We start from the raw sequence: 15182 nt of genomic DNA on the forward strand, positions 1-15182 counted from the left end.
TAGACGATAAAAAAGGGGAGCACGATGAAAGAAATTAGTTTTTACCTGGTCGATGCCTTCAGCGATCGCAATTTTGGCGGCAACGCGGCGGCAGTGTGCCCGCTCAGTGAATGGCTGCCTGATGAAACGCTTTTAAAAATGGCGCAGCAGCATAATCAATCCGAAACGGCGTTTTTTGTCCGCACTGATAGCGGCTATGAGCTACGCTGGTTCACGACCCTTGATGAGATTAACCTCTGCGGCCACGCCACGCTTGCGGCATCGCACGTGATTTTTGAATATCTCGATCATCCCACGGCAACTATCGTATTCAGCACCCGTTTTGTCGGTGAACTGCGGGTGACGCGCAGCGGCGATTGGCTGACGCTGGATTTCCCGGCCTGGCAAACGACGCCGGTGCGTGACGTACCGCCGGCGCTGTTCGCCGGGTTGGGCATCGATGACGCGCTGGAGGTGCGGGAAGGGCGTGATTATCTGGTGGTTCTGCGCGACCGGGCGCAGGTTGAAGCGGTACGCCCTAATATGGCGCTGCTGGAGACGCTGGATAAAATGATTTGCATTAGCGCCGCCGACGAAGAGTATGACTTTGTCAGCCGCTTTTTCTGCCCCGGTGAAGCGGTACCGGAAGATCCGGTAACCGGTTCAACCCACAGTATGCTGATCCCCTACTGGGGAGCTAAGCTCAATAAAACCGACCTGCTGGCGCGGCAGGTGTCGGCGCGCAGCGGCGAGCTGCGCTGCCAGTGGCGTGATGACCGTGTATTGATTAGCGGCCAGGCGACCACCTATCTGCGCGGCACGGTCTATTTGCGCGAAGGTTAATGATAGTTTCCCCCGGCTGGCGCGACGTTTAGCCGGGTTCACCTAGCCAAGCGAGGCGCCGCCACACATCACCAGCTCTTGTCCGGTCATTGCCGCGGCCCCTTCGCTAAGTAGCCAGCTTACCAGCGACACCACCTCCTGTGGCTTAATCAATCTACCGAGCGGCGGCGTCTTCGGCGGCGAATTTTCGCGCCCTGGCTGGCGCAGCATTGGCGTATCGGTGGCGCCAGGGGCGACCACGTTCACGGTTATGCCAGCCGCGGCAAGTTCCGCCGCCCAGCTTCTCGCCAGCGCCACCAGCGCCGCTTTGGTTGCCGTATACTGAGAACGGCCTGCCGCTCCGCGAGAGGTTCGGCTACCCAAAAGGATAATCCGACCGCCGCGCCCCATAACGGGCGCAAAGCGGTTGGCTAAGGTCTGCGCCGCATCCACATGCAGACGCCATAACGTCTCGCCACGCTGTGCGTCAAGTTCTCCTAGCGGCGCCGCCGCCATCACACCGGCGGCATGGATAATCGCCTGCGGCGGCGGTACTGACGACAGAGCATCAACCAGCGCGTGGCGGTCGCTCACATCGACCGCCAGATGCCTGAAGCCTTCATGGGTAAATGGCGGCGCGGAGCGGCTTAGACCGAGCACCTGCCAGCCCTCCGCCAGCAGTTGCCCCACAATCGCCGCGCCGATCCCCGAACTGGCGCCCGTGACCAGTGCCTGTTTCATGGCGCCTCCAGCATGCTGCGCGGCACTTTAAACACCGCTTTCCTCACCGGGGCGGGTGACGTAACGACGCATAGCGCCTGGTGCGGTTCGCCGGGGAGAAAGACCGCGAAGTCGCCGACGCGCAAATGCAGCGTGACGCTGTGCGGCGTCTGCTGGCTGATAAAGAGATCCGGTTTGCGCTGTTCATCGTCGGGTTGGCCACTGTACAAGGTACCGGCATGAATTATCTCCTCGCCGGCTAAAATGACCTGAATATCGGCCCATTGGAGGTGATATTCGGTATGTCGCTGTTCTGCCGCCTGGGTTTGTGCGGTGCCGATGGTGCAGTACCAGTCGCCATCAGCAGGTTGGAAACGGCCGTCTTCATGGGTTGTCAGGGCGCTAAGAGAACATTCAGCGCGGCAAAGGATTTGCCGCAACGCCAGCGGCAACCCCGCCTGAGGCAGGGCGTTCAGATTACCGATGATCATGCGATTTTTCCTTTCACCCACTGCGGCGACACGCGGACATACTTAATGGCCTGCCGGTACCAGGTATAGGCAATGTGTAAATCACCATCTTCACCCTGTTTAATACTGGGATAGGAGAATTCACGGTTTAGTTTTTGCTCTGAATTGTTGGTCATACAGTAGCCGTCGCCCTCATCAAGGTTGCGCATCCACGGCCAGCTTCTGCCGCCGTCGGCGGAGATAGCCACGGTCATTGGCGCACGCGGCGCGCCCCAGAAGGCGGTTTTGCCAGTGCATTCAGGCTCTTTACGGCCGTCATCATCTTCTATTTCATCGTATAACGACGCCCGACGCTCGCTGGCGCCTGCTGCGCTCATGTTATTGAATACCAGCGCCAGATCGCCGTTGCTCAACGTGGTAGCCTGAATGGACGAGTTATTGTTTGGCAGCGTGGTGGGGATAGGCGCTGACCAGCTTTCGCCAAAATCTGTCGACCGGCTGTACCAGATATGATCGGCCCAGCGGCTGCGGAAGAAGGCGGCCAGCGAGCCATCGGCCAGCGGGGTGATATTCATATGCACGCAGCCGAGGCTCTGCGGTACTGCCACGTCGCGCCAGCTCTTGCCGCCATCGGCTGAGATTTTTACCGCGCTGATATCGTCGTTACCGACCCATTTTTCCCCTGGACGGGTACGACAATAGAAAACCGGCAGCAACCAGTTGCCGTTGGGCATTACGGTTATGGGCTGCCGGATAAAGGTGCCGGGTTCATCGAGCAGGGTGGCGATTGCGCCCCAGTGCTTTCCGCCATCGCGCGACTGGCGATAACGCACAATAGCGGTGTCCTGATTACCGGCATACTGCGCGGTCCATAACAGCCACAGTACGCCATCAGGATCCTGAAACAGTACCGGGTTTTGTTCCGAACGCTGCGGATCGTCGGATAACTTTGTCGCTTCACTCCACGTTGTGGCGCCCGGCGCTAAACGCGCCCCCCAGACTGAAATATCCGCTTTTCCTTCCTGCGAACCGCCGAACCACACGCACATCAGCGTGCCATCGGGCAGCGGCAAAAGATTGGCGGCGTGGTTTTGCGGGCAGCCGGAGGGCAACATTGCCCATGCCAGATGAGGATCCAGTTGGTGTTGGCGAATCACGCCGTCAAAAGTTGGGGTGGTGGTCATTTTTACACTCCACGTTGTTCAATGGGGGCCGGGGATGATTGTTGCGTTTTATTGGGGATCAGACGGTCGATAACCATAATCAGGGCCGGGGTGATCAGCGCGATGTACATGTTATTGATGCCGAACGGATCGCCGAGCAAATACCACACCGAGGTCACCACACAGGCGCCAATGAGGCCCGCGTTCGCGCCGCGGGCGCTTTTAAAGAACGGCGCATAGAAGGCGATGACCGCGACCACGGTGATAGAAAGCCTGATGGCGCGGGTAAAGAAGGAGAGCTTCAGCACTTCCGGTACCAGCAGCACAAAAATAAGCGGCAGAAAACCGATGATAAGCGAGGCCCAACGGGTGGCTTTAAACTCTTGCTCCGGCGTTGGATTGCGCCACGGTACGTAAAAATCTTTTACCACCAGCGAGGCAATCGCCAGGGCAACGGTACTAACGCTAACGAAAATTGAAGCTACAAGTGACGTTGTCACCAACCCGGCAAGCCATGGGTTCATATCCTGCAGAAACACCGGCAGGGCGTACAGGCTGTTGATTTCCGGGTGAAGAAACTTCGCCGCCACGCCGATAATGGCGATCGCGAAGGCGATAGGCAGGCAGAAGAAAAAGGCAATCCAGGTAGAGCGTTTCGCCGATTTTACGTTTTTTGTCGAGCTGATCGCCTGAATGACAAACTGGGTGCAGAAGATGGAGCCGATGGTGCCGATAAGCCAGGCGCAGATCGTGCCGGCGCCAAAATTACCATCCCAGGTCCAGTAGTAATCAGGCATCTTCTCGATCATCGGCGTGAAACCGCCGGTTTTTGCCAGCGCGAAACCCATAATAATGAGTAGACCGGCATATTTTAATGCGCTGTGCAGCATGGTGACCCAGGCCACGCCTTTCATACCGCCGAAGGCAAAATAGAAAGTACTGACAATGGCGGTAATAAACGCCGCGAGGGGTAAATTGATCTTTAATACCGTGGAAATTGCCGCCGCGCCGCTGACGTAGTTGCCGACGTTCACCAGCAACAGGGCGTAAATCATAATGATGGAAATAATATTCTTGGTGCTGGTGCCGTATCGCTCGGCAATCGCCCCGGAAATAGTAATTTTGCCAGTGTTATAGATGCGTTTAACCAGTATCAGGCCAAACAATGGAAAGCCAATAGCGGCGCCCAACACCGACCAGGAAGCGGCAATCCCGCTCTCAAACGCGGCCTGTGCGGTTCCGATAGTCGACTTGGCGCCGATATATTCCGACATCAGCAGGATACCGACGATAAAGGCCGGCATCGCGCGCGAGCCCTCCATAAAATCCCCGGAGTTTTTACTTCTAATGCGGAACGTCAGCCAGGTGGTAAATAAGATATAGGCGATAACAATGCCGACAATAATAAAGGTATCTTCAGTGGTAAAATGATTCATCTTAGCCTCTCTTTGGGCGTACGAATCCTGGGCACACAGGTACCCGGTCTATTTTGTTGAAGAAACGCAGCGTTTAATTAAGATACTGCGCGATGATTCCACGTATTTGCTGCAGTTGAGATGCGCTAAACTGAACCGCGTAGCGGCTATCGCCGACCTCATGGCCCATCAGCTGCAATGCTTTTTTCACCGCGGCGGGGGAAAAGGCGACTTTGTAGAGATCGGTACGCAGGCCGGTGACGTTTTCCTGCGCCAGCCTTGAGGCTTCAATATCGCCGGCCTTGAAGGTTGACCAAATCGCGTTAATCTCCCGTGGCGCAACGTTAGCCAACCCGGAAATGCACGCTGAACAACCATCAACGAACCCTTGATGAATCAGCGAATCCGGCCCGTTCAGGACATTAAAACCGTCGATACCCTTCACCGCATCAAGAAAGCCCTTCAGGCTGTCATAACTACCGGCGCTATCTTTTATGCCAATAATGTTGTCATGCGCAGCCAGCTGACGTGCGGTTTGCGGTTCAATGGTGTTGCCGGTGCGCGCCGGGATGTTATACAGAAATACCGGAACGCTGAGCGCATCGGCGATTGCCGTGTAGTGACTCAGCAACTCATCTTGTTTTAGCGGCACGAACCACGGGGTGATGACCGACACCGCGTCGACGCCTGACTTTGCTATCTGCTGGCCAAGACGAATGGTTTCCCGCGTCGACACTTCGCCAATATGCGCCACCACCGGAGCGCGTCCGGCAACCGCCTCGACGCAGGTTTCGGCAACCGCAATTTTTTCCGCCTCATTAAGGACGAAAAACTCGCCGTTGGTTCCGCCGCAGAAAATGCCATTACCGGCGGCCAGCTGACGTTCTACCTGTTGGCGCAGCGCCGTCAGGTTCAGTTCACCGCTAGCGGTAAAGGGGGTAACAATGGCGGTTAACACGCCGCGAATGGAATGATGCATTTATTTCTCTTCTCCCTGATGAGATGACTGTGGAAACAGCGTCTGGTAAATCGCCTGGACTTCGTCCTGGTTCACGCTGCATGGGGCATTGTTCATTAATCGTTTTACTTCCAGCGCCGCGGCGCTTAGCGTTTCAATACTCTCTGGCGGTACACCCAGCGCGGCGAGGTTGTCCGGCAGCGCCAGGCGTTTCACCAGTTGCGCCAGCCAGCGGACCAGCGCATGAGATTTCTCCTCGTTATTCAAGGTCAGATCGGCGTCCGGGATCAGATCCCAGACCTGGGCGAATTTATCCACCGCGTGCGGGCGTACGACCTGCATACAGGGGGCCAGCAGAATGGCGTTCGCGACGCCGTGTGGTAAATGCCAGGTGCCGCCAAGCGGGTAGGAGAGCGCGTGCACCAGATGCGTGCCGGCATGATTGATAGCCACGCCGCCATAGTACGAGGCCCACAGCATCTCCAGTTTCGCCGTAAGATCCTGCGGGTGGGTCACGGAACGCTCAATATGCCGCACCAGCTTATGCAGGCCGATTAAGGCGGCGTTATCGCTCACCGGGTTCGCGACGGTTGAAGTAAAGCACTCCAGTAGATGACACAGCGCATCGATACCGGTGGAGGCGGCAATGGCCGCAGGCATGCTGGTAGTCAGTTCCGGCAACAGGGCCACGAAATCCGGCAGCAGTACCGGGGAGATAATCCCCACTTTGGTATTACGTTCGGGAATAGCCAGGATGGCATTTGGCGTCGCTTCCGAGCCGGTGCCGGCGGTGGCGGGTATCAACAGTGACGCCAGACGCAGACGCGGTTTCTCGCCGTCAATCAGCGCGTTGAGCGTAGAGGATGCGGGGTGTAGTAGTACCGAGAGCAGCTTCGCCACATCGAGGACGCTGCCGCCGCCGATACCGACAACCATCTGTGGCTGCGTTCCCGCGAGTTGGGCAACAATCTGCGCCACATCATGTTGACTGGGCTCTGCCGGCACGGAATCCACGATCCTCACATCAACGTTAGTCTCGTCCATCAGATGTCGGATCTGTTTGGTCGCTGCCAGCTTACCGACGTTCGCATCGGTGACCAGTAAAATGCGCTTTTTACCTGCCAGCACTGGCTTCAGGGCTGATATGGCGCCCGCGCCGCTGATAATCGTGCTGTTAATCGTCGCCACGTCTCACTCCTCTATTGTTATGATTGAATTCAATCAATATGCGTAGTGTTCACTCATTTCAATGAGCAAAAGTTATAATTTATACGGACGTTTAATAACTTGAGCTTGCTCACATTTAATCAAAAATGATTGAATATAATCATTAACGATTCAGATAAGCGATGAAGGAAAGAGAATGAGCTGCGGCGATAATCCTGTTCTGGTGCTGGCAGATGACTTTACCGGGGCCAATGATGCCGGTGTCAGTCTGGCAGAAGCGGGTTTAGCGGTTGAGGTGGCGTTTAGCGCCGGCTATCAGCCGACCACCCGGGCGTTGGTTCTCAATAGCGATAGTCGGGCGCTTTCCGGGGCGCAGGCAGCAGAGAAAGTGAACGCGATACTCCGTGATGCGGCAAATTTCGCCGCCGTCTGGCAGGTGAAGAAAATCGACTCCACCCTACGCGGCAACCCCGGCGCGGAACTGGAGGCGATGATGCGTGCGCGGGGCTGCGTCACCGCGGTCGTCGCGCCGGCCTTTCCGGCGGCAGGGCGCATAACCCGCGGCGGACGATGTTATGTCCACGGCGTGGCACTCGATAAAACGGAATACGCCAGCGACCCCAAAACCCCGGTCAGTAGCGCCGATATTGGGCAATTGCTCGCCATGCAGAGCCAGCTGCCGTGCCGTTCGCTTGACGTACAGCAGTTGACCGCCGCCCTCGCGGAAGAGAGCGACCAACCGCGTGTATTGATTATTGATGCTGAAGAAGACGCGCAACTGGATGAGGTTATCGCTGCGGTAGCCAGCCGCGCGCGGCAAACGCTGCTGGTGGGCTCTGCGGGGATCTGCGAGGCGCTTTCGCGCTACCTGCGCCGGGATGCGGCCGGGCCGTTGCTGGCGGTGGTCGGCTCAATGAGCGAAATAGCGCAGGCTCAGGTCGCCGCTTTGGCCGGCCATCCGCGAGTCGGGCGGATCGGGATTGATGTTGCCCGCGCCTTTAACGGCGATGCGTTGGCCGATGCCCGGCGAATCGCCGAGGTGCTGGCGGCAAATCATCATTGCGTGGTCACCACCTGCGCGGATAACGCTGTCCGGCACGGTATTGAGACGCAGTGCCGTGAACGCGGCTTGAGCCGCGCTGCGCTGGGAGAACAGATCTGCGCTTATCTCGCGCAGGTCACCCAACTTGCCGTTGAGCTACATGCGCCGGGGGCGCTGTATCTATCCGGCGGCGATGTTGCGATCGCCGTCGCTCATGCGCTCGGCGCGCAGGGGTTTCATATAACCGGCCGGGTGGCGCAATGCGTGCCGTACGGCCATTTTCTCGGAAGTCGCTGGCCGCGTCCGGTGATGACCAAAGCAGGGGGATTCGGTACGGAGACCACGCTGCGGGATGTCGTGAATTTTATTGAGGAGAAACTGAGTGTCTAACATGATTGCGGTAACGATGGGCGACCCGGCGGGCATTGGTCCGGAAATTATTATTAAATCGCTGAGCGAAGGCGAACTGAGCGGCGCGCCGGTGGTGGTAGTGGGCTGTGCGCAGACGCTGCGGCGGATCCTGGCGCTGAACATAACCCCGCGCGCGGAGTTGCGAATTATCGAACACCCGCGCGAAGCGCAGTTTTCACCCGCAACGATTAACGTGATTGATGAACCGTTAAGCGATCCTCAGGCCCTGCGGCCCGGCGCAGTCCAGGCTCAGGCCGGCGATTTGGCGTATCGCTGCATCAAGCGCGCCACCGCGCTGGCGCTGGCGGGGGAAGTTAAAGCTATCGCCACCGCGCCGTTAAATAAAGAAGCGCTACATCTGGCCGGGCACCATTTCCCGGGACACACCGAACTGCTGGCCCATCTGACGCAGACCAAAGATTATGCCATGGTGCTGTACACCGATAAGCTTAAGGTGATCCACGTCACCACCCATATCGCGCTGCGCCGCTTCCTCGATACCCTAAGCCAATCGCGGGTAGAGACGGTTATCCGGGTCGCCGATAATTTTTTACGCCGCGTGGGGTATTCGCAGCCGCGCATTGCGGTCGCTGGCGTGAACCCGCACGCCGGTGAAAACGGTCTGTTTGGCGATGAAGAAATCCGTATCGTCGCCCCAGCGGTTGCCGCCATGGAGGCGCAGGGTATCCATGTTGTCGGACCGTGCCCGCCGGACACCGTCTTCATGCAGTGTCACGAAGGCATGTACGATATGGTGGTGGCGATGTATCACGATCAGGGGCATATTCCGCTCAAGTTGCTTGGATTTTATGATGGGGTGAATATCACCGCCGGATTGCCGTTTATCCGCACTTCCGCGGACCACGGCACCGCCTTTGATATTGCCTGGACAGGTAAAGCGAAGTCTGAGAGCATGGCAACCTCCATTGAGCTCGCCATGCAAATCGCACAGGAATAACATGAAGGGATATAATCGGTTAGAGCAGATTATGGACTTCCTGAAAAGCCATAATCTGGTAACGGTCGACCAACTGGTTGCGGTAACTAACGCCTCGCCGGCGACCATCCGTCGCGATCTGATTAAACTCGATCAGGAAGGGGTCATTAGCCGTACCCACGGCGGCGTGACGCTCAACCGATTTATTCCCACACAGCCGACGACGCTGGAAAAAGCGCAGCGTAGCCCTCAGGAGAAATACGCCATCGCCAGGGCGGCGGCGTCGCTTATCAAGGCCGGCGATGCCATTGTGCTGGACGCCGGTACCACTATGATTGAACTGGCGCGACAGATTACGCATCTGCCGCTGCGGGTCATCACCAGCGATCTGCATATCGCGCTGTTTCTGGCTGAATTCAAACAGATTGAAGTGACGATTATCGGCGGTCGCATTGATGACAGCAGCCAGTCGTGTATTGGCGAACATGGGCGACGCTTGCTGCAGAATGTGTGGCCGGATCTGGCATTCGTCAGCTGTAACGGTTGGGATTTGCAAAAGGGCATTACCGCGCCGACGGAAGAGAAGGCGGCGCTGAAACGCGATCTGATCGCCAACGCCCGGCGGCGGATCCTGCTGGCCGACAGTTCGAAATACGGCGCCTGGTCGCTGTTCAATATCGCGCACCTCGACTCGCTCACGGACATCATCACCGACGGGCATTTGCCGGGGGAAACCCGCGATGCGCTTCAGGAACTCTCGCCGCGGCTGATTATCGCCGATTAACGTCCGGCCATCATGTTGCGCTAGCCGCCTGACGATCCTCGTTCAGCAATTCAATAAATGCCTCCAGCTGGCGCGTCTTCGCGCCGCGTCGCCACACAAGCCAGGTCGTCAGCCAGCGCCACTCTTCGGCGAGCGGCCAGGCGGAAACCTGCTGATGCCCTGGCATACTCTCCAGCATACTGCGTGGGATAAGCGCCAACCCGGCGCCGGCGATTACGCAGGCTAACATGCCGTGATAGGACTCCATCTCATGGATCCTTCCGGGCGTCGCGCGGTCGGCGTGAAACCAACTCTCAAAATGACGACGGTAGGAGCAGTTGGCGCGAAATGCGTAGACGTTCGCGCCGTTGACCTCGCTGGCGCGGGTTACCGGCGCATGGCCATAAGGGGCGACGATCATCATCTCTTCCGGGAACACCGGTAGCCCCTCCAGACCGGGATGAACCAGCGGCCCGTCGACAAACGCCGCGCTGAGCGCGCCTTCCAGCACGCCGTCAATCATGGTGCCGGAAGGGCCTGTGGACAACGCCAGGTGGATTTTCGGGTAGCGCTGGTTGAAAAGGGCTAACGTGGTTGGGATGCGCACCGCAGCGGTGCTTTCCAGCGAGCCGAGGGAAAACAGCCCCTGCGGCTCATCGCCGGCGACCACCATCCGCGCTTCATCGACTAACGCCAGGATTTGCTGGCTGTAGCGTAAAAAGCTGTGTCCGGCGGGCGACAGACGCAGCCGTTGGTTCTCGCGAATAAATAGCTCGACGCCGAGGTCGGCCTCCAGTTGGCGAATACGGGTGGTCAGATTCGACGGGACGCGGTGCACCTTCTGCGCGGCCTGGGTAATACTGCCGGTACTGGCGACGGCGTTAAACATCTCAAGTTGGGTAAGGTCCATAGTATTCTTCTTTTGTGAATGCGTTGCTTAATATTATTCATTTTCAATGAAAGGAAGGGTAGGCCACACTATCCACACTTCGCAATCCCTACAGAGAGAATAACCATGAATTTATCTGCCACCCATGCGGTTTCCGTTAACCCGACCACTGGTGAAGTCGTGTCGTCTCTGCCGTGGTCAACCGAACAACAAGTAGATTCAGCCATTGCCCAGGCGCAACAGGCTTTTCGCCAGTGGCGCCAGGTCGCGCTCGCCGATCGCGCCGCCGCGCTGCGTAAAGTCGGCAGCGTAATGCGCGCCCGCGGCGAAGAGCTTGCGCAAATGATTAGCCTTGAAATGGGTAAGCCCATCGCCCAGGCGCGCGGTGAAGTGAGTAAGTCAGCCAACCTCTGCGACTGGTATGCCGAACATGGCCCGGCGATGCTGGCGACCGAAGCCACCCAGGTAGAAGATAATAAGGCGGTGATTGAATACCGGCCGCTGGGGCCGATACTGGCGGTGATGCCATGGAACTTCCCGGTATGGCAGGTTCTGCGCGGCGCGGTACCGATTCTGCTGGCAGGGAATAGTTATCTGCTGAAACACGCGCCGAACGTGATGGGCAGCGCGCAGCTGCTGGGCGAACTGTTTGCCGAAGCGGGACTGCCGACGGGCGTCTTTGGTTGGATCAACGCCACCAATGAAGGCGTCTCGCGAATTATCAATGATGATCGTATCGCGGCGGTCACGGTGACCGGTAGCGTACGCGCCGGGCGGGCAATCGGCGCTCAGGCCGGCGCAGCGCTGAAAAAATGCGTGCTGGAACTCGGTGGTTCCGATCCCTTCATCGTGCTTAACGATGCCGATCTGGACGAAGCGGTGAAAGCCGCCGTTGTCGGCCGTTATCAGAACAGCGGGCAGGTCTGCGCGGCGTCGAAACGCTTTATCGTTGAGGCGGGTATTGCCGACGCTTTTACTAAAAAATTCGTGGACGCCGTGGCGGCGCTGAAAATGGGCGACCCGCGCGACGAGCAAAATTACATCGGCCCGATGGCGCGTTTCGATCTTCGTGACGAACTGCATCAGCAGGTTGAAGCCACGCTGAAGGAAGGGGCGACCTTATTGCTTGGCGGCGAGAAAATCGCCGGCGCCGGCAACTACTACGCGCCAACGGTGCTGGCGAACGTTACCCCGGAGATGACCGGTTTCCGTCAGGAGTTGTTTGGTCCGGTGGCTACCATTAGCGAAGCCCGCGACGCGGCGCATGCTCTTGAACTGGCTAACGATAGCGAGTTTGGTCTTTCGGCAACCGTATTTACGGCAAGCAACGCGGAAGCGGAGCGCTTTTCTCGTGGTCTGGAGTGCGGCGGGGTGTTTATCAATGGCTATAGCGCCAGCGATGCCCGCGTGGCGTTCGGCGGCGTGAAGAAGAGCGGCTTTGGTCGGGAACTGTCGCATTTCGGTTTGCATGAGTTCTGCAATATTCAAACCGTATGGAAAGACCGTCGCTAATCGACGTTAGCGCCTGACGTCCGTCGTCACGCTCTGCTATACTCGCCACCCGAATTTCGATGGTGGGCAAGGAGCCGAGTGTGGCGACGGTTATTAATAATGCAATGCTGGATGCCGTTCTGGCAGAAATCAGGCCGCTGATAGGGCGCGGCAAGGTAGCGGACTACATTCCTGCCCTGGCGCGCGTCAGCGGCAATAAACTTGGCGTCGCCATCTGTACGGTTGATGGGCAACACTATAGCGCCGGCGATGCCCACGAACGCTTCTCGATCCAATCTATCTCGAAAGTGCTCAGTCTGGTGGTGGCGATGAACCATTATCAGGAAGAGGAGATCTGGCAACGCGTCGGTAAAGATCCCTCCGGCCAGCCCTTTAACTCCTTACTACAGCTGGAAATCGAGCAGGGCAAACCGCGTAATCCTTTTATCAACGCCGGGGCGTTAGTGGTCTGCGACATGCTGCAAAGCCGCCTGAGCGCGCCGCGTCAGAGAATGCTGGAGATCGTGCGTCGGCTGAGCGGAGTGGACGATATTGCCTATGATTCAGTGGTCGCACGCTCCGAGTTCGAACACTCCGCGCGTAATGCCGCCATCGCCTGGCTGATGAAATCTTTCGGCAATTTCCATAATGATGTCGCCACGGTGCTACAAAACTATTTCCACTACTGCTCGCTTGAGATGAGTTGCGTCGAACTGGCGCGGACCTTCCTGTTTCTCGCCGATCGGGGGATTGCCCCGCATCTGGCGGACCCGGTTATCGCGCCGATTCAGTCGCGGCAGGTTAATGCGCTGATGATGACCAGCGGGATGTACCAGAACGCCGGAGAGTTCGCCTGGCGTGTCGGGCTGCCGGCAAAATCCGGCGTCGGCGGCGGCATTGTGGCGATTGTGCCGCAGGAGATGGCGATAGCGGTGTGGAGTCCGGAACTTGATGAAGCGGGTAACTCGCTGGCGGGGATCGCTGTACTCGAGAAGCTTACCCAACGTTTAGGAAGATCGGTGTTCTGATGTCTGCAATGGAAAATCTGTTCGCCCGGCTAGGGCGTTCAACGTTCCGCTCTCGTTTCCACCTCGGGGTGAAAGAGCGGCAGTATTGTTATGATAAAGGGCCGGAGGTTATCGACAGCCACGCGGCGGATTTTATCGCCAAACGGCTGGCTCCGGCGCAGATTGCTAATGATGGTAAGCAAACGCCGATGCGCGGGCACCCGGTATTTATCGCCCAGCACGCCACGGCCACCTGCTGCCGCGGATGTCTGGAAAAGTGGCATGCGATCCCGCGCGGGCGGGAACTGAGCGGCGAGGAGCAGCGTTATGTCGTACAGGTAATTCACCACTGGCTGGTGATGGAAATGAACGCGATTACCAACCGTTAACCTGTCTCGCTCAGGCATGGCAGTATGCCTAACAAATATTCTCATGCTATGATAATCCGCTAACTAATTATTTACATAATAATTGCCTGAAACAATTAGACGGATAATTACTGAATGTCTTCACTGTCGATTCGGTCATTCACGCTATTTCGCGAGGATCAACCGGTGCGCGATGCGCTGGTGTTATTCACGCTGACGATTCTGCTGCACTTTATGGGCGCTATGTTGCGTCTGGTGCAGGAGCTTTCGTTTTTTTGGCCGCTCAATGCCGTTATGGCAGGTATTTTCGCACGCTACGTCTGGTTAAATCGCAGCTATTTCTACGCTATTTGTTTTGCCGCGATGCTGGTTTATGACGGCCTGACTTCCCGTTGGGGCATGGGCTTTGCGTCGCTGCTGATTAACTTCTCCAATATCGTCTTTATCGTCATTCTGGCGCAGCTGGTGCTGTGGGATAAGCGGCGCGCCGATTCGATGCCGGGGCCAATTAACGCTCTGAATCTTTTTTGTTATTGCCTGCTGGCGGCGCTGGTGTGCGCCGCGGTAGGCGCATTGGGCTCGGTTGATGTTGAACGGGCGACTTTTATTCCGCAACTGGCGGACTGGTTTAGCGAGCAGTTCTCGACCGCGGTCCTCATCCTGCCGTTTATTCTGACCCTGACGCTGCCATCGGTGCTGGGCCGCTTTCGCTTTAGCCAACTACTACCGGTAATAGCGCTTGTGCTATCGATGGCGCTTGGGGTGGCGGTAGGCGGCGCCGGAAGCCTTACTTTCCCGCTGCCGGCGCTGATCTGGTGCGCGATTCGCTATCCGTTGCCGCTGACCTGCCTGCTGACGTTTATTACCGGTATCACTGAGATTTTGCTGGTGGCGAACTCGCTTATTCATCTGTCGCCGGATGCGCGTCCGCAGCCGTGGCAGCTGTTTTCAACCCGTCTTGGCATGGCGGCGATGCTGATAAGCCCGGTTATCGTGGCGACCAGCGTCGAGGCTATCAACAACCTCGTCAAACAGCTGGCGCTCCGCGCTGACTTTGATTTTCAGACCCGCGTTTACTCTCGTTCCGGGTTGGGCGAAGCATTGAAACGCCAGGCGCCGCAGACGGATAAACTGCTCTCGGTGATGGTGCTGGACATCGATGGTTTTAAACGAGTGAATGATACCTGGGGTCATGAATGCGGCGACTGCGTGCTGGCCCAGTTCGCCCAGCGGGTGCGTGAACTGGCGGGCGATGAGGGAATGGTGGCGCGTATCGGCGGGGAAGAGTTTGCCGTCGCGGCGCTGCTCGATAATGCTCAACAATCCCATGTGCTGGCGGAAAAAATTCGCCAGGGGATAGAATCGGAAACGTTCACCTGGGGGCAGCAGCGTATTCGCCTGACGGTGAGTCTCGGCCTGCAGTGCCGTGAAGTCGGTGAAGGACGAATCGCCGAGCTGTTTAATCAGCTGCTAATGGAAGCGGATGACCTGTTAGTCAACGCCAAGCAGGCCGGGCGCAATCGTATTTGCGTACAGGCGCTGCCTGACGGCGTGTGATAAGAAAATCCAATGGTCTTTTT

15 protein-coding genes are annotated in these 15182 nt (G+C 57.6%); 8 read left to right on the forward strand and 7 right to left on the reverse strand.

The genetic code is table 11. The features are described from left to right. The first annotated feature begins 24 nt into the window (after positions 1-24). A complete protein-coding gene (locus ABLV17_RS22225; RefSeq protein ID WP_087860700.1) occupies positions 25-822 on the forward strand; it encodes a PhzF family phenazine biosynthesis protein in 798 nt (265 codons plus the stop codon). A gap of 42 nt (positions 823-864) precedes the next feature. Here the strand turns inward: ABLV17_RS22225 and ABLV17_RS22230 are convergent, their stop codons facing one another. From ABLV17_RS22230 to ABLV17_RS22255, 6 genes are all read right to left on the reverse strand, one after another. Beyond that, positions 865-1542, reverse strand: coding sequence for an SDR family oxidoreductase (locus tag ABLV17_RS22230; protein ID WP_308957942.1), 678 nt, complete (start codon positions 1540-1542; stop codon positions 865-867). Next, positions 1539-2012, reverse strand: coding sequence for a YhcH/YjgK/YiaL family protein (locus ABLV17_RS22235; RefSeq protein WP_213316013.1), 474 nt, complete (start codon positions 2010-2012; stop codon positions 1539-1541). Before ABLV17_RS22235 ends, ABLV17_RS22230 begins: the two co-directional genes overlap by 4 nt. After that, the gene (locus ABLV17_RS22240; RefSeq protein WP_308957943.1) at positions 2009-3175 is read right to left on the reverse strand and encodes an exo-alpha-sialidase; all 1167 of its coding nucleotides are present in this window, start codon (positions 3173-3175) and stop codon (positions 2009-2011) included. The genes ABLV17_RS22235 and ABLV17_RS22240 overlap by 4 nt, the downstream gene beginning before the upstream one ends. 2 nt (positions 3176-3177) lie before the next feature. Next, positions 3178-4590, reverse strand: a complete 1413-nt coding sequence (locus ABLV17_RS22245; protein WP_113373440.1) for a sodium:solute symporter family protein — start codon at positions 4588-4590, stop codon at positions 3178-3180. Between the two features lie 73 nt (positions 4591-4663). Continuing rightward, positions 4664-5548 carry a dihydrodipicolinate synthase family protein gene (locus ABLV17_RS22250; protein ID WP_308957944.1) on the reverse strand — a complete coding sequence of 295 codons (885 nt, stop codon included), beginning with the start codon at positions 5546-5548 and terminating at the stop codon, positions 4664-4666. After that, positions 5549-6715 carry an iron-containing alcohol dehydrogenase gene (locus ABLV17_RS22255; RefSeq protein WP_348854626.1) on the reverse strand — a complete coding sequence of 389 codons (1167 nt, stop codon included), beginning with the start codon at positions 6713-6715 and terminating at the stop codon, positions 5549-5551. Positions 6716-6890: 175 nt separating this feature from the next. Between ABLV17_RS22255 and ABLV17_RS22260 the strand changes: the two genes are divergently transcribed. The 3 genes from ABLV17_RS22260 to ABLV17_RS22270 are packed head-to-tail and all read left to right on the forward strand — an operon-like array spanning position 6891 to position 9868. Next, positions 6891-8126 carry a four-carbon acid sugar kinase family protein gene (locus ABLV17_RS22260; protein ID WP_348854627.1) on the forward strand — a complete coding sequence of 412 codons (1236 nt, stop codon included), beginning with the start codon at positions 6891-6893 and terminating at the stop codon, positions 8124-8126. Further along, positions 8119-9105: a D-threonate 4-phosphate dehydrogenase gene (locus ABLV17_RS22265; RefSeq protein ID WP_348854629.1), complete on the forward strand. Its 987-nt coding sequence runs from the start codon at positions 8119-8121 to the stop codon at positions 9103-9105. The genes ABLV17_RS22260 and ABLV17_RS22265 overlap by 8 nt, the downstream gene beginning before the upstream one ends. A 1-nt stretch (position 9106) precedes the next feature. Continuing rightward, entirely contained in the window at positions 9107-9868 is a 762-nt protein-coding gene (locus tag ABLV17_RS22270) for a DeoR/GlpR family DNA-binding transcription regulator (RefSeq protein ID WP_213316019.1), read from the forward strand. Between the two features lie 10 nt (positions 9869-9878). Here the strand turns inward: ABLV17_RS22270 and ABLV17_RS22275 are convergent, their stop codons facing one another. Next, positions 9879-10757 carry a LysR family transcriptional regulator gene (locus tag ABLV17_RS22275; RefSeq protein ID WP_015705323.1) on the reverse strand — a complete coding sequence of 293 codons (879 nt, stop codon included), beginning with the start codon at positions 10755-10757 and terminating at the stop codon, positions 9879-9881. A gap of 105 nt (positions 10758-10862) precedes the next feature. On the opposite strand from ABLV17_RS22275, the gene sad reads away from it, so the two are divergent. The 4 genes from sad (at position 10863) to ABLV17_RS22295 (ending at position 15159) form a co-directional block, all read left to right on the forward strand. Continuing rightward, positions 10863-12248, forward strand: coding sequence for a succinate-semialdehyde dehydrogenase (gene sad / locus ABLV17_RS22280; protein ID WP_213794087.1), 1386 nt, complete (start codon positions 10863-10865; stop codon positions 12246-12248). Between the two features lie 80 nt (positions 12249-12328). Then, positions 12329-13255, forward strand: coding sequence for a glutaminase B (gene glsB, locus ABLV17_RS22285; RefSeq protein ID WP_045394518.1), 927 nt, complete (start codon positions 12329-12331; stop codon positions 13253-13255). Further along, entirely contained in the window at positions 13255-13623 is a 369-nt protein-coding gene (locus tag ABLV17_RS22290) for a DUF4186 domain-containing protein (protein WP_308957954.1), read from the forward strand. Before glsB ends, ABLV17_RS22290 begins: the two co-directional genes overlap by 1 nt. A gap of 114 nt (positions 13624-13737) precedes the next feature. Continuing rightward, the gene (locus ABLV17_RS22295; RefSeq protein ID WP_308957956.1) at positions 13738-15159 is read left to right on the forward strand and encodes a diguanylate cyclase; all 1422 of its coding nucleotides are present in this window, start codon (positions 13738-13740) and stop codon (positions 15157-15159) included. Positions 15160-15182: the final 23 nt, after the last annotated feature.

The organism is Klebsiella sp. CN_Kp091, assembly GCF_040065095.1.
In the GTDB taxonomy this organism is placed as follows: Bacteria; Pseudomonadota; Gammaproteobacteria; order Enterobacterales; family Enterobacteriaceae; genus Klebsiella; species Klebsiella aerogenes.

What these genes read in the sequence shown, in the direction of transcription:
- ABLV17_RS22225 (WP_087860700.1), top strand. Translation starts at nt 25, where the DNA reads ATGAAAGAAATTAGTTTTTACCTGGTCGATGCCTTCAGCGATCGCAAT.
- ABLV17_RS22230 (WP_308957942.1), bottom strand. Translation starts at nt 1,542, where the DNA reads ATGAAACAGGCACTGGTCACGGGCGCCAGTTCGGGGATCGGCGCGGCG.
- ABLV17_RS22235 (WP_213316013.1), bottom strand. Translation starts at nt 2,012, where the DNA reads ATGATCATCGGTAATCTGAACGCCCTGCCTCAGGCGGGGTTGCCGCTG.
- ABLV17_RS22240 (WP_308957943.1), bottom strand. Translation starts at nt 3,175, where the DNA reads ATGACCACCACCCCAACTTTTGACGGCGTGATTCGCCAACACCAACTG.
- ABLV17_RS22245 (WP_113373440.1), bottom strand. Translation starts at nt 4,590, where the DNA reads ATGAATCATTTTACCACTGAAGATACCTTTATTATTGTCGGCATTGTT.
- ABLV17_RS22250 (WP_308957944.1), bottom strand. Translation starts at nt 5,548, where the DNA reads ATGCATCATTCCATTCGCGGCGTGTTAACCGCCATTGTTACCCCCTTT.
- ABLV17_RS22260 (WP_348854627.1), top strand. Translation starts at nt 6,891, where the DNA reads ATGAGCTGCGGCGATAATCCTGTTCTGGTGCTGGCAGATGACTTTACC.
- ABLV17_RS22270 (WP_213316019.1), top strand. Translation starts at nt 9,107, where the DNA reads ATGAAGGGATATAATCGGTTAGAGCAGATTATGGACTTCCTGAAAAGC.
- ABLV17_RS22275 (WP_015705323.1), bottom strand. Translation starts at nt 10,757, where the DNA reads ATGGACCTTACCCAACTTGAGATGTTTAACGCCGTCGCCAGTACCGGC.
- sad (WP_213794087.1), top strand. Translation starts at nt 10,863, where the DNA reads ATGAATTTATCTGCCACCCATGCGGTTTCCGTTAACCCGACCACTGGT.
- ABLV17_RS22290 (WP_308957954.1), top strand. Translation starts at nt 13,255, where the DNA reads ATGTCTGCAATGGAAAATCTGTTCGCCCGGCTAGGGCGTTCAACGTTC.
- ABLV17_RS22295 (WP_308957956.1), top strand. Translation starts at nt 13,738, where the DNA reads ATGTCTTCACTGTCGATTCGGTCATTCACGCTATTTCGCGAGGATCAA.